Annotated in this window: 24 protein-coding genes; 12 read left to right on the forward strand and 12 right to left on the reverse strand. The window is 74.5% G+C overall.

What is annotated here, in order from left to right; all coding sequences use genetic code 11:
- Positions 1-184: 184 nt before the first annotated feature.
- From E4U91_RS02265 to E4U91_RS02275, 3 genes are read left to right on the forward strand one after another with little or no spacing between them, the layout of a single operon-like run.
- Entirely contained in the window at positions 185-2,086 is a 1,902-nt protein-coding gene (locus E4U91_RS02265) for a hypothetical protein (RefSeq protein ID WP_137304958.1), read from the forward strand.
- A gap of 53 nt (positions 2,087-2,139) precedes the next feature.
- On the forward strand, positions 2,140-2,571 hold the full coding sequence (locus tag E4U91_RS02270; RefSeq protein ID WP_241678482.1) for a hypothetical protein: 432 nt from the start codon (positions 2,140-2,142) through the stop codon (positions 2,569-2,571).
- Between the two features lie 54 nt (positions 2,572-2,625).
- Positions 2,626-3,435: a hypothetical protein gene (locus E4U91_RS02275; RefSeq protein ID WP_137304959.1), complete on the forward strand. Its 810-nt coding sequence runs from the start codon at positions 2,626-2,628 to the stop codon at positions 3,433-3,435.
- A 25-nt stretch (positions 3,436-3,460) separates the two neighbouring features.
- Here E4U91_RS02275 and E4U91_RS02280 read toward each other — a convergent pair whose 3' ends face one another.
- Together E4U91_RS02280 and E4U91_RS02285 are read right to left on the reverse strand one after the other, a co-directional pair.
- The gene (locus E4U91_RS02280; protein ID WP_137304960.1) at positions 3,461-4,429 is read right to left on the reverse strand and encodes a hypothetical protein; all 969 of its coding nucleotides are present in this window, start codon (positions 4,427-4,429) and stop codon (positions 3,461-3,463) included.
- A gap of 106 nt (positions 4,430-4,535) precedes the next feature.
- On the reverse strand, positions 4,536-5,030 hold the full coding sequence (locus tag E4U91_RS02285) for a PaaI family thioesterase (RefSeq protein ID WP_137304961.1): 495 nt from the start codon (positions 5,028-5,030) through the stop codon (positions 4,536-4,538).
- Positions 5,031-5,127: 97 nt separating this feature from the next.
- Here E4U91_RS02285 and E4U91_RS02290 point away from each other — a divergent pair, with 97 nt between their 5' ends.
- Positions 5,128-5,595: a winged helix-turn-helix transcriptional regulator gene (locus E4U91_RS02290; protein ID WP_137304962.1), complete on the forward strand. Its 468-nt coding sequence runs from the start codon at positions 5,128-5,130 to the stop codon at positions 5,593-5,595.
- Between the two features lie 81 nt (positions 5,596-5,676).
- Positions 5,677-6,162: a DUF6174 domain-containing protein gene (locus E4U91_RS02295; RefSeq protein ID WP_137304963.1), complete on the forward strand. Its 486-nt coding sequence runs from the start codon at positions 5,677-5,679 to the stop codon at positions 6,160-6,162.
- A 43-nt stretch (positions 6,163-6,205) separates the two neighbouring features.
- Here the strand turns inward: E4U91_RS02295 and E4U91_RS02300 are convergent, their stop codons facing one another.
- The 4 genes from E4U91_RS02300 to E4U91_RS02315 all read right to left on the reverse strand — a co-directional run bounded on the left by E4U91_RS02300 (position 6,206) and on the right by E4U91_RS02315 (position 9,956).
- A complete protein-coding gene (locus tag E4U91_RS02300; protein ID WP_137304964.1) occupies positions 6,206-7,489 on the reverse strand; it encodes a glycoside hydrolase family 16 protein in 1,284 nt (427 codons plus the stop codon).
- Between the two features lie 258 nt (positions 7,490-7,747).
- Entirely contained in the window at positions 7,748-8,182 is a 435-nt protein-coding gene (locus E4U91_RS02305; protein WP_137304965.1) for a hypothetical protein, read from the reverse strand.
- A gap of 120 nt (positions 8,183-8,302) precedes the next feature.
- Positions 8,303-8,941, reverse strand: coding sequence for a hypothetical protein (locus E4U91_RS02310; RefSeq protein ID WP_137304966.1), 639 nt, complete (start codon positions 8,939-8,941; stop codon positions 8,303-8,305).
- Positions 8,942-9,146: 205 nt separating this feature from the next.
- Complete coding sequence (locus E4U91_RS02315; protein ID WP_137304967.1) at positions 9,147-9,956, reverse strand: restriction endonuclease; 810 nt, start codon at positions 9,954-9,956, stop codon at positions 9,147-9,149.
- A 158-nt stretch (positions 9,957-10,114) separates the two neighbouring features.
- On the opposite strand from E4U91_RS02315, the gene E4U91_RS02320 reads away from it, so the two are divergent.
- Positions 10,115-11,080 (forward strand): YihY/virulence factor BrkB family protein, encoded by a 966-nt coding sequence (locus E4U91_RS02320; protein WP_137304968.1) that lies wholly within the window; start codon positions 10,115-10,117, stop codon positions 11,078-11,080.
- Between the two features lie 9 nt (positions 11,081-11,089).
- On the opposite strand, the gene secD is transcribed toward E4U91_RS02320, so the two are convergent.
- The 3 genes from secD to E4U91_RS02335 all read right to left on the reverse strand — a co-directional run bounded on the left by secD (position 11,090) and on the right by E4U91_RS02335 (position 15,522).
- Positions 11,090-13,294 (reverse strand): protein translocase subunit SecD, encoded by a 2,205-nt coding sequence (secD, locus tag E4U91_RS02325; RefSeq protein ID WP_241678483.1) that lies wholly within the window; start codon positions 13,292-13,294, stop codon positions 11,090-11,092.
- Between the two features lie 525 nt (positions 13,295-13,819).
- On the reverse strand, positions 13,820-14,566 hold the full coding sequence (locus E4U91_RS02330; RefSeq protein ID WP_137304969.1) for a response regulator: 747 nt from the start codon (positions 14,564-14,566) through the stop codon (positions 13,820-13,822).
- 2 nt (positions 14,567-14,568) lie between these two features.
- Positions 14,569-15,522, reverse strand: coding sequence for a HAMP domain-containing sensor histidine kinase (locus E4U91_RS02335; RefSeq protein WP_137304970.1), 954 nt, complete (start codon positions 15,520-15,522; stop codon positions 14,569-14,571).
- 379 nt (positions 15,523-15,901) lie between these two features.
- On the opposite strand from E4U91_RS02335, the gene E4U91_RS02340 reads away from it, so the two are divergent.
- From E4U91_RS02340 to E4U91_RS02355, 4 genes are all read left to right on the forward strand, one after another.
- Positions 15,902-16,213, forward strand: coding sequence for a TraR/DksA family transcriptional regulator (locus E4U91_RS02340; protein WP_137304971.1), 312 nt, complete (start codon positions 15,902-15,904; stop codon positions 16,211-16,213).
- A 70-nt stretch (positions 16,214-16,283) separates the two neighbouring features.
- A complete protein-coding gene (locus E4U91_RS02345) occupies positions 16,284-16,658 on the forward strand; it encodes a TraR/DksA family transcriptional regulator (protein ID WP_137304972.1) in 375 nt (124 codons plus the stop codon).
- Positions 16,655-17,473 (forward strand): rod shape-determining protein, encoded by an 819-nt coding sequence (locus E4U91_RS02350; protein WP_137304973.1) that lies wholly within the window; start codon positions 16,655-16,657, stop codon positions 17,471-17,473. The genes E4U91_RS02345 and E4U91_RS02350 overlap by 4 nt, the downstream gene beginning before the upstream one ends.
- 9 nt (positions 17,474-17,482) lie before the next feature.
- Positions 17,483-18,070, forward strand: coding sequence for an Rv1733c family protein (locus E4U91_RS02355; protein WP_241678484.1), 588 nt, complete (start codon positions 17,483-17,485; stop codon positions 18,068-18,070).
- A gap of 112 nt (positions 18,071-18,182) precedes the next feature.
- Here the strand turns inward: E4U91_RS02355 and E4U91_RS02360 are convergent, their stop codons facing one another.
- Both E4U91_RS02360 and E4U91_RS02365 read right to left on the reverse strand, forming a co-directional pair.
- Positions 18,183-18,821, reverse strand: a complete 639-nt coding sequence (locus E4U91_RS02360) for an HD domain-containing protein (protein WP_241678485.1) — start codon at positions 18,819-18,821, stop codon at positions 18,183-18,185.
- A gap of 159 nt (positions 18,822-18,980) precedes the next feature.
- The gene (locus E4U91_RS02365; protein ID WP_137304975.1) at positions 18,981-19,970 is read right to left on the reverse strand and encodes a GlxA family transcriptional regulator; all 990 of its coding nucleotides are present in this window, start codon (positions 19,968-19,970) and stop codon (positions 18,981-18,983) included.
- 70 nt (positions 19,971-20,040) lie between these two features.
- On the opposite strand from E4U91_RS02365, the gene E4U91_RS02370 reads away from it, so the two are divergent.
- Positions 20,041-20,481 carry an OsmC family protein gene (locus tag E4U91_RS02370; protein ID WP_137304976.1) on the forward strand — a complete coding sequence of 147 codons (441 nt, stop codon included), beginning with the start codon at positions 20,041-20,043 and terminating at the stop codon, positions 20,479-20,481.
- Positions 20,482-20,536: 55 nt separating this feature from the next.
- Positions 20,537-21,469, forward strand: a complete 933-nt coding sequence (locus tag E4U91_RS02375; RefSeq protein ID WP_137304977.1) for an amidohydrolase family protein — start codon at positions 20,537-20,539, stop codon at positions 21,467-21,469.
- A gap of 53 nt (positions 21,470-21,522) precedes the next feature.
- On the opposite strand, the gene E4U91_RS02380 is transcribed toward E4U91_RS02375, so the two are convergent.
- The gene (locus E4U91_RS02380; RefSeq protein ID WP_137304978.1) at positions 21,523-23,235 is read right to left on the reverse strand and encodes a SpoIIE family protein phosphatase; all 1,713 of its coding nucleotides are present in this window, start codon (positions 23,233-23,235) and stop codon (positions 21,523-21,525) included.
- Positions 23,236-23,368 lie beyond the last annotated feature (133 nt).

Here is a 23,368-nt window from a genome sequence, read left to right on the forward strand (position 1 = left end):
CCAGCCACTGCGGCGACCTTCACTCCATCGGGGCATCCTCGTCGTACCCTGCCCGCGCACGATCACGGTGGCCGTACCGTTACCGCCTCATCCCTCGACACCGGGGTGCTCGGCCGCCATGCTCGTCACCCCCGTGTCGTGACCGGGGGTACGACGGACCAGCAGGGGGAGCGACGTGGCCGGCGTGAGCCTTCCAGAACACCGGTACAGCCGCACGGAGGCCACGCGCCTGCTGTGCGTCGGTGTCTACCAGGACGCGGGCTTCCGCCGGCGGGTGATCAAGGAGCTGCTGGACCACCGGGAGCGCCCCGTCGCCCCGGCCAACGGCGTGGACGTCCTGCCCGTGCTGTCGCACGCGCTGCGGGTGAACCGCCTGGAGGCGCGGGCGGCCTGGCTGATGCTGGGCGCCTGGGTGGGCTTCTACCTGTCCGACGTGATGATGTTCTGGGACAGCCTCGCCGACCGCTGGGGCGACGGCGCCGACATCCACTACAGCGACGTGCAGACCGCGTTATTCCAGGGCGACGACCGCCTCACCGACGGGCTCCCGCTGCCCTGGTCGGTGCTGTACGCGCTCGTCGCCCTCGCCCTGTGGTTCGCGCGCGCCGCCGGGGAACGCGGTGGCAGCGCGGCCCGTTCGGCGGGCCTGCCGGACCCCGTCGCCAAGGCCGCCGACGGCGCCGGTTCCCTGATCTCCTTCGCGGCCTGGGGCTTCGCCCTCTTCTACTGGGGCTGGTACCTCAAGGCCCTCCTGGGCGGCCACGCCCAGACCCCGTACCCCCTGCTGTTCCCCCTCGCCATGGCACTCATCGTCTGGTGGTACCAGACCGCGCAGCGCACGGACCTGTGCCGCTGGCTGGCCCGCTGGACCTTCCCCACCGCCACCCAGCCCGACCTGCCCCCGGGCCCGCTGTTCGAGGTGCTGCGCGACGACGTGCGCCGCGAGCAGGAGGCCGCCCTCACCCTGTACGACGAGGACAGCCCGTTCCTCGGCCTGGGCGAGCAGGGCGCGTCCTGGTCGTTCGCGATGGAACTGCGCAGGCGCCCCCGGACCCCCGGCGACACCGGCCCCGAGGACGCCGACACCGGCGACGGCAGCGGAAACGGCAACGGGAGCAGCGGCGGCAGCAGCAGCGGCAGCGGCAGCGGCAAGGGGGTGCTGCCGCGCCAGGCCGCGGGCCCCCTCAGTGCGGAGAGCGCGCTCGCCATGATCGAGCCGCAGCTGACCACGCTGCGCGAGTCCGCGGGGCGCACCGGCAAGGACCGGCTGCGCGACCTGGAGATCGACCGCTTCGTCTATCTCCCGGGCGGCGTGGCGCGCGACGAGGAACTGGAGGTCGGCGGCGTCGGCGACCCGTCGACCGCCCTCACCCGCGGCGACGGACACCGCCGCGGCCTGACCGTCTACGACCCCGCCCAGGTCGCCGCCCACCTGAGGGAGGCGGTCGACGAGGGCGGCGAGGGCCGGCGCGTGTTCCTGCGCATCCGGGTCGGGGCCTGGCACGAGCAGGTCGTGGTCACCGTCCTCGTGCGGGTGCACACCCAGGGCCGCATGCTCGTCCTGGAAGTGGTGCCGTACGTCCTCGGCCCGATCCGCAAGGAGTTCCGCGCCGTCGACGCCTTCGTGGACAAGCTGCCCGAGACCTGGGTCCGCGCGGCCCTGCGCGCCCTGCGCGACGCCCCGGTGATCGGCGTCGAGAGCGGCCTGGGCGGCTTCACGACGCTGCGCAGCACCCTCACCGCGGGCTGGTCCGACGACGACCGCCTGCCGGACGTGCCCAGGGTGTCCCTGCGCGCGCTGGCGAGCACCAGCCGGCTGTCGGCGTTCCAGCGGATGGACAGCACCCGCTACGTGAAGACGATCCAGGAGCGCATCGTCAACGGGGTCCGCGAGGCGCTCAAGGCGCACGGCTACCGGACCGAGGAGTTCGAGCAGCACGTGTACCAGCTCAGCGGCGGCAGCGTCTTCATCCAGGACATGTCCGGCGGCGCGGTGGCCACGGGCAGCCACGGCAGCGCCGCCCACCACGCCGCCGCACCGCACCCGCCGACGGCTCCGGCCACCAACGCCAGTACGACGTCATGAGCAGCGTGGACGCCATGACGGTGACGAGTGCTACGAGACAGGGGACGCACCGCATGCCGAGCAACGGACAGGGCACTCCGGACCAGCAGCAGCCCGGCCGGGACACCGGCGGCACGGGGGGCGGCAGCGTGAGCATCGGCTCGATGAGCGGCGGCTCGGTCGCCACCGGCAGCCACGGCACCGCCACCTCGTACAACACGACGGGCGCGGGCCCCGACCCCCGCCACGCCGAACTGCTCGAAGCCATCCGCCAGTTGCGCGAGGACCTGCCGGCGACGGCGGACCGCAGCGACGAGGACGCAGCGCTGGACCGGGAACTGGCCGACGCCGAGGCCGAGATCGTCGGGGCGGGCAGCGCCAGTCCCGGTCGGCTCACCCGGCTGCTGGGCGGGGTCCGCGGCTGGCTGGGCTCCCAGGCCGCCGCCGTCGGCGCGGTCGCCTCGGCCACCGCCGTCGTCCAGGGCGTCGCCCAACTCCTCGGCTGACGGGCGGGCTTCACCCATGGCGGAGACGGCGTCACGGCACGGAGGACGGCGACGATGAGAGTGTTCGACACCGAGCGGCAGGAGTGGGGCGGCTCGCGCCGCGAGCGCCTCTTCGACGCCGACCGGTACCTCGACCTGCCGCGCCAGCGCAAGGTCCTCCAGCACACGGCGGTCGTCCTCGCCGTGTGCGGGGTGTCGTTCAGCGTGTGGGCACTCGGCTGGAAGGACGAGCCGGAGCCGTACCGGCCCCCGGCGCAGGAGGGGCCCGCCGAGCCGGGCGTGACCGCCGGGGACACCCCTTCCGGCGGGGACACCTCGGGCACCGGGACCTCCGACGGCGCCACGCCGACGGACCCGGCGTCCCCGACGCCGCCCGCGGGCTACGAGGTGCTCGACGACTCCGAGGGTTTCCGCATCGCCCTGCCTTCGGGGTGGACCCGGGAGAGCCAGGCGTCGCAGTACGGCATCGACATCGTCGACTACCGCGGCCCGGACGGCGTCCGCCGGGCGCAGGTGTTCCAGCTCATGGAGACCTCCCCGCACGCCTCGGTGGTGGAGGCCCAGCAGGCGCAGAGCAAGCTGGACGGCTACCGGAAGATCCACGTGCAGTACGTGGCCGACCCCTCCGGGGGCGAGGCCGCCGAGCACGAGTACACCGCCGACGAGCTGAGCGGCGAGTCCGGCACCGGCGCCCCCTTCCACGTCATCGACTACCGCTTCGAGGCCCAGGACGGCCAGCGGTACGCCCTGATCGTCTACGGCGCGGAGGACGACGGGCCCGAGGACGAGCGCGCGCTGCTGGACACGGCGCGCGCGTGGTTCTGTCCGCCGTCGACCCAGTGCGAGGCACCGCAGGCGTCCTGACGGCCACGGTGTGCGGGGCACTGGCTCATGTGGTGCGGCGCAGTTGCCCCTCCAGCCGACGGACCTGCACGGCGGCGTCCCGGGCGCGGCGGCGGGCCTCCTTCACGGAGCGTTCGGCCTCGCGGGCCTGGTCGTGGGCCTCCCGTACGGCGTCCTGGGCCCGGTCGCGTTCCCCCTCGGCCTCCGCCAGCCCACGGGTCAGTTCGGCGATCCGTTCCTCGGCGCGCCGGGCCAGTTCCTCGGCCTGACCCTGCTCGTCCTCGACGGCGGTGAGCCGCCCTTCCCGCTCGGTCAGCTCGCGGTCGGCCTCGGCGGCCTGCTGCCGGGCCTGCTCCAGGCGCTCCTGCTGTGCGCGGCGCCGGGCACGCGCGGCCTCCAGGTCGGCCGTCCGGGCGGAGGTCCTTGCGGCCGGCTCGGTCGCGGTCGGGCCGGTCGCCTCCTTGCGCCGGGACGCCGGGCGCCCGTTCGAGGACACCCGAGAAGAATCCCGGCGGGACGCCTGCGACGACGGTGCGGACAGGGCCGGGAAGCCGACCGGCGCGCTCAGCGGCTTGGCGAGCCGGCCCGCCGCCCACTCCTGGCCGGCGTCCGGGTCCGCCAGCACCGCCTGGAGGGTCTCCTGGACCTCGCGCTGGGCCTCCTCGCTGATGGGCTGCCCCGCCTGCCGGGCCAGGTGGGCGGCCTGCCGGGCCAGCGCGGAGGTCACCTTGCGCTGCTGCGCCGACAGCTCGCGCAGTTGGTCGCCGTCCAGTTCCTCGGTGGCCTGCCGCAGGGCCTCCCCGAGCCGGAGCAGACGCCGGGTCTCCTCGGGCTGGTCACGCACGAGCAGGTTGCTGGCCCAGGCCGACAGGGTCGGGCGGCGCAGCCGGTGGATGCGCTCGGCCAGGTCCCGGTCGCCCTCGGAGCGGGCGCTCTTCGCCCGCACCTCCCGGGCGGAGGTGAAGTCGCCCGGCGACAAGCCGTAGAGCTCGTCGGCGACAGCGTCCAGATCCATCCGCGCTCCTGGCCACCCGTGCCTCGTACGCCCGCCGAGGGTCCCGTACATCTGGAATGCCCAGTGTGGGTCACCGCGGGCGGCCGGGCGAGCGAAGGGGGATCGGCTAGGCCGCCGGGACCGGGAAGAGCATGCAGCTGCTGGTCGCGTGGGCGAGCAGGCGGTCCGTGGTGTCGAACAGCTCCGCCTGCGCCAGGGCCGTACGGCGCCCCTGGTGGAGCACCGTGCCGACGGCGCGGACCTTGCCGGTGTCGACGGTGATGGGACGCAGGAACTTCAGGGTCAGGTCGAGCGAGGTGTAGCCCGTGCCCGCCGGCAGGACCGACTGCACGGCGCAGCCCGCGGCGGAGTCCAACAGGGTCGCGTAGACACCGCCGTGCACGCTGCCGATCGGGTTGTAGTGCTCCTCGCCCGGCTCCATGGCGAACACCGCGCGGCCGGCCTCGACCTCCTCCAGGGTGAAGCCGAGGGTGGCGCTGATGGGCGGCGCGGGCAGGCGCCCGGCCAGGACGTCCCGGAGAAAGTCCAGCCCGCTGCCCCGGCCGACCGCGGCCGCGGAGACCCGCGGGTCCTCCCACTCGATGGTGCGTGACCTCGTCATGGGGTCTCCTCCGGAACCGGCCGACTGACTTCGCTTCCCGAAGCTAGCCAGTGACACCTCTGGCTGTCAACGCCGAAGCCAGCCTACGATGGGGTCCATGACCTGGCTGGAGACCAGCACCGAGAACTGCACGGTGCAGCGCACGCTCGACCTCGTCGGGGAGAAGTGGTCGATGCTGGTGCTGCGGGACGCGATGAACGGCGTGCGCCGCTTCGACGACTTCCGCCGCCACATGGGGCTGTCCGAGGCGGTCCTCGCGGACCGGCTGCGCAAGCTCGTCGCGGCCGGCATCCTGCGGACCGTCCCGTACCGCGAGCCCGGCAGCCGCACCCGGCACGAGTACCGGCTCACCCGCAAGGGCTGGGACCTGTGGCCCGCCATGATCGCCCTGAAGCAGTGGGGCGACCGGTACACCGCGGACCCCGAGGGACCGCCCCTGGACGTGCTGCACCGCGACTGCGGCGAGCCGGCCGAGGTGGCCGTCGTCTGCTCCGGCGGCCACGGGATGCTGACCCCGCGCGAGGCGTACACCCGGGCCGGGACCTCGGCGCGCGCCGCCCGCTGACCGGCGCGGCGGGCGCGAGCCCTGAACGTTCGCCCCTCCCCCGGCGTCACAGGGGTAACCGACCCGAGGGAGTGGTCACTCATGACCGCCGGACGTTCCCGTACCCCCACCCGCGCCCGCGCCCGCCGGGTGTCAGCCGCCGGACTGCTGCTCGTTCTCGCGTCCGCGAGTACGGCCTGCGGGTCCGCGCAGGCCACCGCGAGCGCGAAAGCCCCCCGCACGAAGACCTCGTGGCGGGAACCGGCCTCGTACTCCTACACGCTGAGGGCCGAGTCCCAGGTGCTCGCCGGGGAGTTCCGGGTGCGGGTGGAGCACGGCAGGGTGACGGAGGTGACCGGCCTCGACGAGGACAGCCGGCGCCAAGCGCGGGAGGTCTTCGCGCACGTGCCCACGATCGGGCTCCTGTTGGACCGGCTGGACCGGGCCGTCGCGGAGCACGCCGACAAGGCGGAGGCACGGTACGCCGCCGACGGACGCCCCCTGCGCATCTCCCTCGACTGGGACACGAACGCCATCGACGACGAGGCCGACTACCGGATCGACGCCTACCGGCCGGCGTCCGGGTAGGCGTCGGGGCGTCACCGGGTCAACCGGTCACCGGGTCAGCCGGTCAACGGGTCACCGTCCACTTCTGGTTCGCGGCGCCGGTGCACGTCCAGATCTGCAGCCGGGTGCCGTTGGCGGAACTGCCGCCCGCGGCGTCCAGGCACTTGTTGGCCTGGGGGTTGACGATGTCGCGGGCCGCCGGGGTCGCCCACTGCTGGGCGGGGGTGCCGTTGCAGTCCCACAGTTGTACGGCGGTGCCGTCCGCCGTACCGCCGGAGGCCACGTCCAGGCACTTGCCGAGCGCGCGGATCGTGCCGTCGCCGCCCACCGTCCACCGCTGGGCAGCGGTGCCGTTGCAGTCGTAGAGCTGCACGGGGGTGCCGTTGGCCGGATTGGCCCCGGCCACGTCCACGCACTTGCCGCCGACGCCGGTGATGGGGCCGCCGGTGCCGGGCTGGGCGGAGTCGGTGCTGACGCGGACGTAGTCGACGACGAGCTGCTGGGGGAAGGCGGTGCTGCCGTCGGGGTCCCCGGGCCAGTAGCCGCCGACCGCGAGGTTCAGGATGATGAAGAACGGCTTGTCGAAGACCCACTGGCGGCCGCCGAGGTCGGCCGGGGTGCGCCGCTGGTAGACGGTGCCGTCGACGGACCAGGAGATCGAGTTGGGGCTCCAGTCCACGGCGAAGGTGTGGAACGCGTCGGCGAACGCCTGGCCGCCGGGGAGGCTGTACCCGGCGCCGATGCCGCCGGAGCCCGAGTAGCCGGGGCCGTGGATCGTGCCGTGCACCGTGGACGGCTCGAAGCCGACGTTCTCCATCACGTCGATCTCGCCCGAGGCGGGCCAGCCGGCCGTGCCGATGTCGTTGCCGAGCATCCAGAACGCGGGCCACATGCCCTGGCCCCGCGGGATCTTCATCCGGGTCTCGACGTGCCCGTAGGTGGTGGTGAACCGGCCGGCCGTGTTGAGCCGGGCGGAGGTGTACTCGCACCGGCCGTACCAGCACTGGTAGTTGCCCGGGTTCTCCCGGCGGGCGGTGATGACCAGGTGGCCCTGTCCGTCGAGGGCGGCGTTGCGGTTGCCCGCGGTGTAGTACTGCCGCTCGTGGTTGTTGACGTTGTCGCCGGTCTCCGTCTGCCACTTCCCGGCGTCCACGGCCGAGCCGGCCGGCCCGTCGAACTCGTCGGCGAACGTGACGGCGGCCGCCGCCGCGGCCGGGGCGGCGAGCCGTGCGGGGTCGTCGGCCCGCGCCGCGGGCGCGCCCTGGGCGAGCCCGGACGACACCGAGGCGAAGGCGGCGAGCGAGACGAGCGACGTCAGCAGGCGTCGGCGGAGGCGTGGGGGATGCATGACTCTCCCTCGTTCGTGCCTGACGGTTCGACGGGTCGCGGTGGCCGCACACACCTGTGTCCGAATGTCGTGTTCATGACATATCGGCACGCCAGGCCATGCGGCACTGCGTCCGTCACCCCGTCAGGAAGTGCGGATCAGGTGGGAGTTCCTCGCCGGAAGGAGTTAATTCACTACGTGATTTAAGAGATGAGCAATGCGGGTGTCAAGAGACTGGTACGGACCTGCTGTACGCAGGTCCGTACCGGACCCCCGCGGTCAGGCGGCCACGGGCAGGGCGGCTGCTATCAGGTGGCGCTCACGACGGCTGATCAGGGGGAAGATGATCTTCAGGCCCTGCTGGTCGTACGGGGACGACACCACGAACGACGAGTTGAGCAGGCGCTCCTTGACGGCCGTGCGGGCGAGTCCGGCGCGCGGGATCGTCATCAGGTGCTCCTCCGGGCGGGCGAAGTGGGGGTTGGCCCGGAACACGAAGAAGCGGCGGTCGGTCATGGCCAGGTACATGGGCGTCGGCGTGGGGACCACCGCCATGGCGCCCGCGCTCATGAGGGCCGAGGCCGCCGCGAACGCCGCCGTCCTGCGCACCGAGACGGAGCTCAGGTTCACGATGGTCGTCACCTCCACCCGCTCCCCGGGCTCCAGCAGGGGGTCGAGGGCGGCCAAGAACAGCCGACGGCGCTTCGCGTTCACTTGTGATGCTCCTGAGGTCGTGCCTGACCGGCGAGAGGTTCCTCCCGGTCGTCGGCACACCTTGCCACAGGCCTCCGCGGTGCTCGTCAGGGGGTTCCACCGGGTGACGCGCCGGGGCCGTCAGTAGCGCTGGGCCTGTGCCAGGCGCGGGGTCAGCCGGGGCTCGGCGGGCTCGTGGCTGAAGACGATCGGCTGCTCCCGCTTGCCCGGGGCGAGGTCCTCCGCGCCGGTGTAGCGCGTCTCGACGACCTTGTGCTGGGCGTCCTCGAAGTCGATCCGCACGGCGTAGGACGCCTTGCTGTCCGTGCCGTTCGTGATCCGGACGAGGACCGCGAGCACACCGCCGGTGTCCGCCCGTGCCAAACCGCTCATGGTGACCTCGGACATCGCGTTCCCCTGGCCCTCGACGCCCTGGAGCGCCTTCTTCGCCGCCGTGGACCTGCGCTCGAACTCGGCCGATACGGACGCCTCGAACTCCGAGGCACGTGCCGACACCGAGGAGACGGCCGCCGAGGCGGACGCGCGCGCCGACGCGATCTTGGACGCGGCCGAGGAGGCGATCGCGGAGGGCAGCTCGCCGCTGAAGGAGGCGGAGACGCGGGCGCTGGGCGCGACGGTGGCCGTGGACGCCGAGGAGCCGCCGCTGTCGTCGCTGCAACCGGTGAGGGCGCCGGTCGCCAGCAGGGAGCAGGTCAGGGCCAGGAGGGTCAGGGGGCGCGCCTGCGCGCCGCGCGAGCGGATCCGGCGATGGGAGGGCATGGGCTTCCTCGCTGTGGGGGGACCGTGGGGCTCGTCGACACCCGTGGGTGGCACGGGGCCCGCCCCGTGGGTGGCACGGGGATCGTGGGCCCATCGTCGGCCCGTGCGCGCCGGGCTGCGAGCCGGGGCGGTGAGCCGGGTGGTCGTGCCGGGTGCGGGTGGACCGTTCGGGTGGGGCGCGGCCCGCCGCGGCGCTCGTCGCCGGTCAGCCCGCAGCGGGGTGGACCTGCCAGGGGGCGGCCGCCGTGCCCGCCATCCAGCCGCGCAGGGCGTCCTCGCCGACGCACAGGATGCCGCACTGCTCCGCGTACTCCAGGGCGGGCAGGGTGAAGTCGCTGGTCGTGACGACGACCGCCAGGTCCGCCTCGTGGACGGTGAAGCAGGTGCCGCCGAAGCGCTGGAGGTCCTGGGAGCCGACCTTGTTCCCCTCGCAGTACCGCTTGCACTGGATGACGAGTCGGCGGCCGTCGGGCGTCCACGCCACCACGTCGGCGCCCAGGTCCCCGGCGCCGCCCACGACCTCGGCCCCGGTGCAGCCGTCGCGGGTGCACAGGGCGGCTATCTCCTCCTCGAACTCGTAGGGGTCCTCGGCCGGGCAGGGTTCCGCCTCCGCCTCCGTCGCCGTCGCCGTCGCCTCGACCATCGGCTCCACCACCGGGCACGGCTCCGTCAGGACGCCGCCGCCCGCTCCCACCAGGACCGGCGCCGGGGACGGCGCGTCCAGGGCGTCCACGGCCGTGCGCGCCGCCTGTTCCAGCGTCTCGGTGGCCTGCCGCGCGAGCCGGGACGCGGAGAGCGTGCGGCGGCGGCGCACCCACCGCACCATGACGGCGACGCCCACGCCGGCCAGTGCGAGGATCCATGCGGGCCGCTGCTCGAACGCGCTCGCCATGGCCCGCGCGACGGTTGCGCCCAGCACGAGGAGCAGCGCGAGCAGCACGAAGAAGGCGGCCGTGACGCGCAGGTCGAAGCGCCGCTCGCGCTCCGGTCCCGTGGGACGGACGGGCAGGGTCATCGGGTGGTACCTCCCGGAAGCGGCGCGGACACGTGCGTCATCCCGTCTGCCCAAGATCGAAAACTTCAACGCCCGGCGGTGAAGGGGCCGTTTGCGGGCAGTCGGTCGAGCAGGGGCCCGCAGGGGGCCGGGACGCGAACGGAAGGAGCGCGAGGGCGATGGGAACCGCGGTCCACGTCCCGCAGACCCGGGACATGATCGGGGAGGAGCTCTCCGGCGACGAGGCGCTGACCGCCCTGCGGCACTACGGCGGGATGCGCCTGCTGGTGGACTCGTTCAGTCGGTTCCGCTACGCCGACGGCTTCACCAACGCCCGCGCCCTCGGCTTCCAGATCGTGGTCGGCCTGGTGCCGTTCACCCTGGCCCTCGTCGGGCTCGCGACGTCCGTGCACACCGAGTGGGTGGGGCGGGTGATCGAGCGGAGCCTGGGCGCGATCGTGCCCGGGGCCGGCGCCGACATCCTGGACGACGCGTTCGCCGAGACCCGCGACAGCGCCCACGGCGGCGTCTGGAGCACCCTGGCGCTGTGGCTGGGCTTCGGCTTCGCCCTGCTGAACCTCGCCTCCGCGATGGGCCAGGTGGAGCGGGGCGCCAACCGCATCTACGGCATCGAGCGCGACCGTCCCTTCCCGCGCAAGTACGCCCGCGCGCTGGTCCTGGCGGTCGCGGCGGGCCTGCCCATGGTGCTCGGCTTCATGGTGCTGGTCGCCGGGGACGCCGTCGGCGACGCGGTGGCGGCCACCTCGGGCGGGGGTGACTCCGGGCCCCGCTGGTGGCGGGCCCTGGAGATCCCGGTGGGGCTGCTGCTCGCCTGGCTGGCCTCGGCCGTGATCTTCCGGTGGTCGCCGCGCCGTCGGCAGCCCGGCTACACCTGGCTCGCCTTCGGCAGCGCCGTGCACCTGGTGCTGTGGGTCGGGGCGACGCTGCTGCTGGCCCTGTACGTCGGCCGCAGCTCCGCGTTCGGCGCCGTGTACGGTCCGCTCACCGCGTTCGTCGCCCTGCTGCTGTGGGCCAACGTCACCGGCATCGCGCTGTTCCTGGGCGTGGCCTTCGCCGCGCAGCTGGAGGCGGCCCGGGCCGGGATCGAGGAGGCCGTACGCCCCGACCCTGGGCCCGGGGACTGACGGGGCCGGTCAGGAGCGGCGCGGCCAGGTGGCCCCGGTGCGGGTGCGCCGGTCGAGTTCGAGGGCCACCGGCGCCGCCGTCAGGACCGAGGAGTACGTGCCGACGGCGAGGCCGACGAGCAGCGCCAGCGCGAAGTCCCCCAGTGACGACCCGCCGAGCACGGCGAGCGCCGTGAGGATGAACGCGGCGCCGATCCCCGTGTTCACGGTACGCGGGAGCGTCTGCAGGACCGCCCGGTTCACCGTGTCGGCCAGGGGTGCCTTCGGCGCCCGGCGCACGAGTTCCCTGACCCGGTCGAACAGCACGACGGAGTCGTTGACCGAGTAGCCGATGACGGTGAGCAGGGCCGCCAGGAACACCCCGTCGACGGGCTTGCCCAGCCAGGCGAAGACACCGACGAGGATCACCGTGTCGTGGGCGAGCGCGACGACCGCGGCGCTGCCCAGCACCCAGCGGAAGCGTGCGGCGAGGTACACCAGTTGTGCGCCGAGAGCCACGGCGAGGGCGATCAGGGCGCCCCGGCGCAGCTCGGCGCCGAGACTCGGGCCGATCAGTTCGTCCCGCACCTGGTCCGCCCCGCCGGCGAGGTCCCGCACGGCGCGGGTGACCCCGGCCTCCTCGTCCCGGGTCAGCGGATCGGTGCGCACGGTCAGGCCGCTGTCGCCGGAAGCCTGCACGACGGCGCGCGGGAGCCCGGCGTCGGCGAGGGCGGACCGGACCCGGTCCGTGTCGACGGGCGCGGTGGTCGCGTACTCCAGGAGCCGGCCGCCGGTGAACTCCACGCCGAACTGCACGCCCCGCAGCGCGATCCCCGACCCGGCGAGGACCAGCGCGGCGGCGGACACGGCCAGCCAGCGGCGCGGCCGGCGCATCAGCTGGGGGTCGCGGCGGGTGAGGCGCTCGCGCACGGCGCCCGTGGTCGCGATCCCGGTCAGCCCCGGGCGACGGTGCACCGCGGCGCGGCCCGCGGCGAACTCGGCGAGGACCCGGGTGACGACGAGCGCGCTGAACATGGAGGCCAGGACGCCGATGCCGAGGGTGACGCCGAACCCGCGCACCGGTCCGGACGCGAGGAAGAACAGCAGGCCGGCCGCGATCAGCGTGGTGACGTTGGAGTCGGCGATCGCGCTGAAGGCGTTGCGGAACCCGGCGGACAGGGCCGAGCGGGTGCTGGGGTGCCTGCGGGCCGCGTACTCCTCCCGGGCCCGCTCGAAGACCAGCACGTTGGCGTCGACGGCCATGCCGATCGCCAGGACGAACCCGGCCAGTCCGGGGAGGGTGAGGGTGGCGCCGAGGGCGGCCAGGGCGGCGTAGGAGACGAGGCCGTAGCAGAGCAGCGCGACGGTGGCGAGGACGCCCATCAGCCGGTAGACGACCATGATGAACAGCGCGGTCAGGGCCGTGCCGACGACCGCCGCCCAGGCGCTCGCGGTGATGGCCTCGGCGCCCAGGGTCGGGCCGACGGTGCGCTGTTCCACCGTCTCGACGGGCACCGGCAGGGCGCCGCCGTTGATCAGCAGGGACAGTTCGCGGGCCTGTGCCGCGCCGAAGGAGCCGGTGATGCGGGTGGCGCCGTCCCGGATGCCGGTCGCGCAGCCGACGGAGGGGTCGACCTGCGGGGAGGAGATGACCTTGTCGTCGAGGACGATCGCCAGCCGCCGCGCGGGCGCACCCGCCGGGTGACAGGCCGCCTCGCCGGTCAGCTTGGCCCAGCCGGCGCGGCCGGCGCCCGCGAAGTCGACGGTCACGTGCCAGCCCGCGCCGCCCTGCTGGTCGAAGCGTGCGGCGGCCTCCTCGACGTGTGCGCCGGTCAGCGCGGCCGGTCCGAGGCGCAGCGCGGTGCCGGACTCGTCGGGCAGGACCCGCTCCCGGGCCACGGGCGTCCCGCCCGCCGTGTCCTGCGTGGTGCCGAGGACGGGGTGGAAGGTGAGCTGCGCGGTGCGGCCCAGGACGTCGGCGGCCCGCTCCGGGTCCTGCACGCCGGGCAGTTCGACGATGATCCGTCGCTCCCCGGAGCGGACGAGGCTCGGTTCGGCGACGCCGAGCGCGTCGATGCGGCCGCGCAGCACCTCCAGCGTGCGGTCGGTGGCCTCGCGGTCGGCTTCGATGGTGGCGGTGGAACGGGTCTCCAGCACGATCTGGGTCCCGCCGCGCAGGTCCAGTCCGAGGCGGACGGGCACGGCGACGGCGACGTACAGCGAGACGGCGAGCACGGCGAGGGCGAGCAGGGCCCTCAGCCGTGCGGCACGGGGACGGGAACGGGATCGGGAACGCCGACGGGAACGGGAAGGGTGGGACGGGTGCAACGGGGATCTCCGGCAGACAGGAGTGGACAGGGGTGGTCAGGTGCCGGAGGGGACGGGGGTGCTCGACCGCGATCGCGGGCGTGGTGCGGTCGCTGCGGGACGGGGTGCTCGACGCCCGGCGGCGTCCGCCGGGCCGGGCCGGGTGGGGCCACGGCCGGGTCCGCGGTGCCGGCGGCCGGGGCGGGGCGTGGCGGGGTGGGCTGGTCGCGCTGTGCTTCGTGACGGGTCGCCACGGGGGCGGCGCGGGCGGCGTCGTGGCCGTCGTACGCGTCGGCGTGGGGGCGGTGGGCGGAGCCGGCGGTCGTCGGCCCGGCCGTCGTCGTGGACGGTGCCGGGGCGGTCGGCGCGGTGACGCCGAGGGCCGCGAGCAGCACCCAGACGACGGCGGCCAGGAGCCCCCGTGCGCTCACCCGCGTCCCGGCCACCGCGGCGTCAGGGTTCGATCAGGCCGGCACGGATGGCGTACCGGGTGAGTTCCAGGCGGTCCCGCAGGCCGAGCTTGTGCAGCAGGTTGGCGCGGTGCCGCTGGACGGTCTTGACGCTGATGAACAGCAGCCCGGCGATCTCCTTGGAGGAGTGCCCCTCGGCCACCAGCTTGAGGACCTCCTCCTCGCGGGGCGTGAGGATCCGGTCCGGGGCCTCCTCGGCGTGGTGGGTCCGGTCCAGGTAGGTGCGGATCAGCGCGGTGACCGCGCCGGGGTACAGGAACGGCTCGTCGCGCATGGCGGCGCGGCAGGCGGCGACCAGGTCCCGGTCGGCGACGGACTTCAGGACGTACCCGCAGGCGCCGGCCTTGAGCGCCTGGAAGAAGTACTGCTCGTTGTCGTGCATGGTGAGCATCAGGATCCGCAGGCCGGGCCGGACGGCCGCCAGTTCGCGGGCCGCCTGGAGCCCCGTCAGGCGGGGCATGGTGATGTCGAGGACGGCCAGGTCGAGGTCGTGGGTGCGGGCCCTGTCGACGGCCTCGGCGCCGTCACCGGCCTCGGCGATCACCTGGAGGTCGGGTTCCTGGTCGAGGATGAGCCGTACGCCGCGGCGGACCAGGGCGTGGTCGTCGGCGAGCAGGATGCGGACGCGCTGCGCCCCGGCGCGGGGGGCCGGCACGCCGTGCGGGGCCGTGTCGCCCGGGCCGGTGCGCGGTGCCGGGTGCGCCCGGGCGGTCGTGGGTGCGTCGTGCATGGTCAGGGCAGCCTTCCGGAGACGGGTGCGGTGAGCTGCACCTGGGTGCCGGTCCGCGGTGCGGCGGAGATCTCGAGGCGGCCGCCCGCGAGCAGGGCGCGTTCGCGCATGCCGCGGATGCCGGCGCCCTCGCGCGGGACGGTGATGCCGCAGCCGTCGTCGACGACCGTGAGGACGATGCTGCCGTCGTCGTGGCGCAGGCCGACGGTGACCTGTTCGGCGTCCGCGTGGCGGGCCGCGTTGGTCAGCGACTCCTGGGCGACGCGGTAGAGCACCAGCTCCGTCTCCGGGGCGAGGGCGGGCAGGTCGGTGGCGAAGCGGCGGGCGACCCGCAGGCCGGTGTGGGTGGCGAAGTCCTCGGTGAGCGAGGTGAGCGCGCTGACCAGACCCAGGTCGTCCAGCACCCCCGGCCGCAGCCGGCGCACCAGGTGGCGCACCTCGTCCAGGCTCTCCCGGGTGATCTCCTGCACCTCGCACAGCTGGCGGCGCAGGCCCTCGGGCGCCTCGTCCGCCGCGCGCTTGAGGCCCAGCAGGATCGCGGTCATGGTCTGGCCGACCTCGTCGTGCAGCTCCTGGGCGATGCGGCGGCGTTCGGCCTCCTGGGCCAGCAGGGCGCGGGCGCTGCTGGTGGCCCGCTCGTGCTCCAGCCGTTCGAGCATGGCGTTGAAGGTGCGGATCAGCTCGGTGACCTCGCCGCCGCCGGAGGCGGGCAGCCGCTGGCCGGGGCGCAGCAGGTCCACCGTGGTCATCAGCCGGGTGAGCCGGTCGAGCGGGGCGAGGCCCAGGCGCAGCAGCACGGCGTTGGCCACCAGCATGACGGCCAGGCCGCCGAGCAGGATGACCGCCTCGGTGAGCAGGACGGGCACGGACACGGTGACCGGAGCCCACAGCAGCAGCGCCGTGGCCGTGCCCAGCACCACGGCGTTGAGCACGAAGATCCGCCAGAACAAGGACACCGGCTGTGCGCCTCCTCTTCCCGGGTGTCGGTACGGCTCCCCGTCGGCCTCGCGCCGCCCGGCCGGCCGCGGTCGCGGTCGGTGTCCGCGGTGCGTGGGTGAGCCCGTGGCCAGCCTCTCCCGGCGCGGGGGCGGCGTCGATGGGGCCCGGACCCCATTTCCGGGGCGGGCGCCACCCCATGGGTGCCCGGCCCCGTCACAAATGGGGCCCGCGCCCGATGGGCCCGCGCGGCGGGTCCGGCGAGGGTGGGGACACGGCGCCTCCCCCGTCACCGGAGGCGGTGCCGCACGTGCCGTGTCCGACGAGATGCGGCGAGCACCGACGTACACCACGAGAACCGACGAGAACCGACGCAAACCACTGAGAAGAGGACCGACCATGACGCTCGATGCCACCCGCGCCGAGCCCCACCCGCACCACGCCCGGCAGCGCCTCGAACACGCCCGTACCGCCCGCCTGGCGCAGTTGCAGGCCCTCGACGAGGCGGCACCGAACGCCGACGACCACCTGCTGTCCGCGCAGCGGACCGCGATGGAGCAGGTGCTCAAGGAGATCGACCAGGCGTTCGCCCGCATCGACGACGGCACCTACGGGACGTGCGCGGGCTGCGCCAAGCCGATCCCGGCGGAGCGGCTGGAGATCCTGCCGTACACCCGCCACTGCGTCACCTGCCGGCGCCTCGCCGCCTGACCGCCGCCGCACCCGTCGTGCCCGGCCCCCCTGTCCGGCCCCTCCTCCGCCCTGCCCTCGAAGGGGTGAAGTGGTGATCCGCCACACCATCGACCACGGCTCCGCGCACCTGTCGGCCGAGGACCTCGCCGCGCTGCGCGAGGACCTGCACGAACAGCGCTTGTTCCGCCGGGAGCAACTGCGCCGCCTGGCCCGGCCCGTGACCTCGCACGCCGGGGCGCGGCGCCCGCGGCAGGCCGCCGCGCAGATCGAGGTGCAGGTCGAGCTCGCCGCCTCGGCCCGCATGGTCCTCACCGACGTGGAGGCGGCCCTGCGGCGCATGGCCGAGGGCTCCTACGGCGCCTGCCACCTGTGCCGACGCCCGGTCGAGCGGGAGCGCCTGATGATCGTGCCGCAGGCCCGCTACTGCGCCCGCTGCCAGCAGGTCAGGGAGACGGCCCCGTGAGCGGCGACGCGCTCCTCCCCCGCCCGGCGGGACGCCACCGGCCGTGGCCCGCGTGCCGCCGGTGCTGCGGTGTGGCCCTGGACCTGGGCAGTGCCCGCACGCGGGCGTGGATCGCCGGCCGGGGCGTGGTGGTGGACGTGCCCACGGTGACCTTCGCCGAGGACGGCGCGCTGTACCCGGTGCGGCGGGGTGCCATCGTCGACGTCGCCGGGTGCGCGCGGATGCTGCGGCGGGTGCTCGGCGACCGGCTGCCCCGCGGCGCCCGTCCGCTGGTCGTCGTGGCGGCGCCCGCGCTGGACGCCGTGGCCTTCCGGACGCGGGCGCGGGCCGTGGTCGGGGCGCTGGGGCCGGGGAACGTGCTGACGGTACCCGGCGCCCGGGCCGTCGCCCTGGCCGCCGACGCCGATCTGTCCCGGCCGCTGCTGGTCGTGGACATCGGCGCGCACCTGACGGAGGTGGTGCTGCTGTGCGAGGGGGCCGTCACCGACGCCCGCCGCGTGGCCCTGGGCACCGGCGACCTCGGCGACACGGTCACGGCGCAGCAGATCACCGAGGCGGTCGCCACGATGCTGACGGCGATGCTGCGCCAGGACCGCGGCTCCCTGTGCGCCGAGGCCGTGGGGCGCGGGCTCCTGCTGGCCGGCGGGGGCGCCCTGCGCCCCGAGATCACGTACCGGCTCACCGGGCGGCTGCCCGCGCCGGTGCGGGTGGTTCCGGCGCCGCACACGGCGGCGGTCCGGGGCGCGGCGAGGCTGCTGGAGGCGGCGCACACCCACCCGTCGGCGGCGGGGCCGGTGCCTCCGGTGGCGCGTTAGGAGGGACGGATGTCCGGCGACATGGTCCTGTTCTGGCGGCTGCGGCGCAATCTGCTGCGCCGCCGCGCCGACCTGTTCCAGGCGTGGCTCGGCCTCGGCCTGTTCCTGGCCGCGCTGGCGACGACGCCCGCCGCCATGTTCTGGGCCGGTGACACCGCCCACCGCCACTACGCCCGCCTCGCGCAGCAGCAGGCGGCCGCCCGGCAGCACACGCCCGCCGTGCTGCTGGAGGACGCCCGCGGGCACCCGGAGCCGGGCTCCGCCGAGGAGAGGAGGACCCGTTACCCGACCGAGGTCGGCTTCACCGACCCCGGGGGCACCGCGCGCACCGCCACGACCGACGTCCGACCCGGGCTGCCGAAGGGCAGCACGGTCCACGTCTGGGCCGGCCCCGACGGCAAGCTCACCGGGCCGCCGCTGGACGCCGGCCAGGTCCGCAGCCGGGCGATGGGCTGGGCCGTGCTCGGTGCCCTCGCCGTGCAGGGGGCGGCGGCGGCCGCGTACGGCGTCGCGGCGCGCGTCCTGGAGCGACGCAACCTCGCCGCGTGGGACGCCGCCTGGACGGAGACGGCGCCCCGCTGGACGACGTCGCCCTGAGCGGGACGGCTCACCCGGGCCGGGCGGAGCTGTGGGGACGGCTCACCCGGGCCGGGCAGAGCTGCGGGCACGGCTCATTCCGGCTTCCGGCCGGGCTGATGCCGGGCACGGCTCACTCGGGCCAGGCCGAGTTCTGAATGACGTCGACGAAGTCGGTGCGGCGGAAGCCGGGGACGAAGTGCTCCAGGACGTCGGCGTTCACCGTGCCGAACGTGGTGTCCGGGCGGTGCTTGAACCCGTCGGTGAACGCCTGGAGGATCTGCCGCTTGAAGTCGGGACGGGGGTGGGCCGCGGTGACCTCGTCGATCCGGGCCTGCGGGATCCGGCCCAGGTGCAGGCCGAGCACGTCGGTCTCCACGCCCGCCGTGGTCGCGGCGATCTCGGGGGCCAGCTTGTAGGGCACTTCGGGGGTGGTGTGCAGGGCGACGGCCGTCCACACGGTGTCGGCGTCGCCCTCGGAGTACCCGTGGCCCAGCAGGAACGCGCGGGCCTGGTCGGCGCCGTCCATCTCGAAGCGCTGGTCGTCGCTGTGGTACGGGGGCACCAGACCGGTGTCGTGGAACAGCGCGGCAACGTAGAGCAGTTCCGGGTCCGGGGTGAGGCCCAGCGCCTGCGCCTGGAGGCTGCCGAACAGGTACACGCGGCGGGAGTGGTGGAAGATCAGGGGCGGGGTGGTCTCGCGGACCAGCTCGGTCGCGGCCCGCGCCAGTGCGCTGTCCGGAACGGCCACACCGGCGATCTCTTCGCTCATGACGCTCTCCTCAGGGGGTGGGGGACGGCTGCCTTCGGTGCCTCCACCTTCCCCTCGCCGGCCGTCCGGGGGCCGCGCTCCGACGGCCAGGAAGCCCACGGAAACGGCCATGGCCGCCGCGGGGTGCCCGGCCGCCGGTCCCGGGCCGCGACGCACCGGTCAGTGCGGTGGAGCGGGGGTGCGGGAGCCCGTCCCGGTCGTCGCGAAACGGTGCTGGTACTTGGTCGGGGAGATGCCCAGGTGGCGGGCGAAGGCCCGGCGGAGGCTCTCGTAGCTGGGGAAGCCGGCCCGGGCGGCGGCCTCGGTGGCGTTGTGCCCGGCGTCGAGGAGGGCCTTGGCGATGTCGAAGCGGAGCAGTTCGACGTACTTCATGGGGGTGGTGCCGAGTTCCGTGCGGAACATCCGGGTCAGGTGCCGGGGGCTGACCCGGACGGCCGCGGCGAGGGTGTCCAGGCTGTGCTCCCCCGTCGGGTCCGCCTGGACGGCGTCCTGGACGAGCCGCAGGACGGGCGTGCGCGGGGCGGGTCCCTGGAGGGAGGGCGAGAACTGGGACTGGCCGCCGGGCCGTTGCATGTAGACCACCAGCGATCGGGCGACGCGGCGGGTGAGGTCCGGGCCGTGTTCCTCTTCCAGGAGGGCCAGCGCGAGGTCGATGCCCGCGGTGACGCCGGCGGAGGTGTAGGTGGTGCCGTCCCTGACGAAGATGGCGTCCGGTTCGACCCGGGCCCGGGGGTGGCGGCGGGCCAGCAGCGCCGTGTGCTGCCAGTGCGTCGTGGCGCGCCTGCCGTCGAGCAGGCCCGCGGCGCCCAGCAGGAAGGCGCCGGTGCAGATGGCCGCGACCCGGCCGGACCGGGCGGCGAGTTCGGCGGTGGCGGCGGTGAGCCCGGGCTCGACGGGCGCCTCGGGCAGCCGGTCGCCCCCCACCACCAGCAGGGTGTCGAAGGCGGGCGCGTCGGCCACGTCGGCGTCGACCGGGACGCGCATGCCGATCGACGAGGAGACGGGTTTCCCGCCGACCGAGACGACGGTCAGGCGGTAGTCGGCGCCGAACCGGTTGGCCTCGCTGAAGACCTCCGCGGGACCGGTGAGGTCCAGCATCTTCATGCCGTCGAACGCCAGTACGCCGACGCTGTGTCCCTTCGCCGCCATGTGCTCACCCCGGTGCCGTCCGCGTGCTGCCTCACCCCACATCTTCCTCCCTGCGCATTACTGTCTCGGCATGACCGACACCTCCCTGCGCTCCGTCACGGTCGAGCGCACCAGCACCGGCCACTTCGTCGCGACGAACGCCCGCGGCGGCACGATCTCCTTCGGCACCGCCTCCGGTCCGGACGCGGAATCCGAGTTCACCCCGGTCGAACTGCTGCTCGCCGCGCTCGGGGGCTGCACGGCGGTCGACGTGGACGTCGCCACCAGCCGGCACGCCGAGCCGGACGCGTTCCGCGTGACGGTGACCGGCCACAAGATCACCGACGAGCTGGGCAACCGGCTCACCGACCTGCGGGTGTCCTTCCACGTGGCGTTCCCGGACGGCGAGGGTGCCGAGCGGGCCCGGGCGATCCTGCCGAGGGCGGTGAAGAGCTCCCACGACCGGCTCTGCACGGTCAGCCGCACGGTGGAGACGGGCACTCCGGTCGCCACGGAGATCGAAGAGGGCTGAACCTCTTTGACAAGGGACTGGACCGGCCCCGTCCCCCCGGTCGATCGTGGACGCCATGAGCGATCACCGCAGCGCCCCCGCCGAAGACCAGGCCGGTCCCCCGGGGTCCGCCGGCCCCGAAGCCGACGGGGTCCGCCGCTTCTGGACCCGGCTCGGGCTGCCCGGCCTGGTCGACGTGCACACACACTTCATGCCCGAACGCGTCCTGCGCAAGGTGTGGGCCTACTTCGACGCGCTGGGCCCGCTCACCGGCGGCATCGAGTGGCCGATCACCTACCGGGCCGAGGAGGAACAGCGGGCCGCGCTGCTGCGGGACTTCGGCGTCCGTGCCTTCACGGCGATGCTCTACCCGCACAAGCCCGGCATGGCCCGCTGGCTGAACGACTGGGCCGTCGACTTCGCCCGCCGCACCCCCGGCTGCCTGCACACCGCCACCCTGTTCCCCGAGCCGGACGTGCGGGCGTACGTCGGCGAGGCCGTGGCGGCGGGCGCCCGGGTGTTCAAGGCCCACGTGCAGGTGGGCGCGTACGACCCGGCCGACGATCTCCTCGACGGCGCCTGGGGCCTGCTGGCCGAGGCCGGGATCCCCGTGGTGATCCACTGCGGCTCCGGACCGGCCCCCGGCAAGCACACCGGGCCCGGGCCGATCGCCCGCGTCCTGGCCCGCCACCCGCGGCTGCGCCTGATCGTGGCGCACATGGGGATGCCCGAGTACGAGGACTTCCTGGACCTCGCGGAACGGTACGAGCAGGTCCGGCTGGACACGACGATGACGTTCACCGACTTCGCCGAGCGCATGGCCCCGTTCCCCCACCGCACCCTGCCCCGGCTCGCCGGCCTCGCCGACCGCGTCCTGCTGGGCACGGACTTCCCGAACATCCCCTACCCGTACCTCCACCAGCTCGAGGCACTGGAGCGCCTGGACCTGGGTGACGCCTGGCTCCGCGCGGTGTGCCACGACAACGGGGCACGGCTGTTCGGCGTGTGAGGCACCGGGCGCCCGGCGGACCGCCGCCGTGACGCGCCCGCGCCCCCGTCGGCTCACGGCGTGCGCAACGCCAGGAGGGCCACGTCGTCGTCGTTGCGGGGGGAGCGCACCCGGCGCAGGAGGTGGTCGGTGAAGGCCGGGAGGGGGCGGTGGATCAGGGCCGCGGCGTGCTTGCGGAGCAGCTGCATGCCGGTGTCCAGGGTGCGGCCCGTCGCCTCGATGAGGCCGTCGGTGTAGAGGATCAGGGTCGAGCCGGGCGGGAGGGCCACCGTGGCGTCGGGGCGGCCCTTGCCCGCGCCGGTGCCCAGCAGGATGCCGTGGCCGTCCGTGAGGTACGTGGTCACTCCGTCGCGGCTGACCAGCAGCGGCGGCGGATGGCCGGCGTTCGTCCACGACAGTCGCCAGCCGCCGTCGTCCGCCTGCTGGAGCCGGCCGTAGATCAGGGTGGCCATCGAGACGTCGGTGATGTGCTGGATCGCCGCGTCCAAGCGCTCCACGATGCGGCTGGGCGGCTCCTGCTGCGACCAGGCGTAGGCGCGGAGCATGTTGCGCACCTGCGCCATGCCGGCCGCGGCCTCCAGGTCGTGGCCGACGACGTCGCCGATGGCCAGGGCGGTGGACCCGTCGGACAGCGGGAAGGCGTCGTACCAGTCGCCGCCGACCTGCGAGGCGTCGGGCGCGGGCAGGTAGCGGACCGTCATCTGCAGGTCCGGGACGCCCGGCATCTGCGGCAGCAGGTGGTTCTGCATGGTCTCGGCGACCTTGCGCTGGCGCTGGTAGAGGCGCGCGTTGTCCAGCGCCAGACCGGCACGCCGGGCGATGTCCTCCAGCAGCGGCAGGTCGTCGGTGGTGAACTCCACCGGGTTCTCGGTCCGGCCCAGGGTGAGGGCGCCCAGCACCTCCCGGGTGCTGCGGATCGGGGCGATCGCCGCGGAGTGCATGCCGGTGTGGTCGAACAGGCGCCGCTGTTCGACGGCGATGCCGGAGTCGGGCTCCCGCTGGTAGGTCCGGGGCGCGGCCAGGGTGGAGGCCGCCCCGCGCAGCGCGCGGGACAGGGGCATCGGGGATTCGGCGGGCACCGGAGGCATGGGGCCCTTCAGTTCCTCGAGCTCGACCAGGGCGTCGCCCTCGGCGTGGACCACGGTGTGCCGCCACACCTCGTCGCGCTCGGTGATCAGGTCGATGACGACCCAGTCCGCCAGCCGGGGAACGACCAGCTCGACGAGTCTGCGCAGGGCCTCGTCCACGTCCAGGGTGGAGGTCAGCCGGCCGGTGGTCTCGGCCAGCAGGGCCAGCCGCTCCAGCTCCGACAGCGCTATGGTCCTCGGCCCGTCGGGCCCGCCGTCGTCGGCGGGTGCGTCGGGGGTGTGGAAGAGGACGAGCGTGGCCGTCCCCTCGCTCCCGATGTCGCACGGCGTGATCGTCCAGGAGACCGGCAGCACGGTGCCGTCGCCGCCCAGGAAGTAGGAGTGCCGGGCCTGCGCCGCGCGTCCGGCGTGGAACGCCTTCCGCATCGCGCACTGGCTGCGCGGCAGCGGGTGGCCGTGGGCGTCGCAGTGCAGCAGGTCGTGGGCGTCGTGGCCGAGCAGGTCCGCCGCGGACCTGCCGAGGAACCCCTCCGCGACCGCGTTGACCGCAAGGATGCAGCCCAGCTCGTCCACCAGGTACGCACCCGACCGGATCGCGTGCAGGGCTCGGGTGAGATCGGCGGGCAGCACGGAGCCGCCCGACGGCGGGGCGGTCTCGGTTCCCTCCGGGCCTGACATGGCTCGGCCTCCTCTGTCTCCGGCCGGCGCGCCCGGCCCGCTGCCGGGGGTCGCCGTGCCGTTCCTCGCTCGTCGTCCGGCCGCTACCGAAAACCGAACGCTGTCGGGTTCCCCGAAAGCGCCCGGGCAACGC

Origin of the sequence: Streptomyces lasalocidi, assembly GCF_005280215.1 — a bacterium.
GTDB lineage: Bacteria > Actinomycetota > Actinomycetes > Streptomycetales > Streptomycetaceae > Streptomyces > Streptomyces longwoodensis.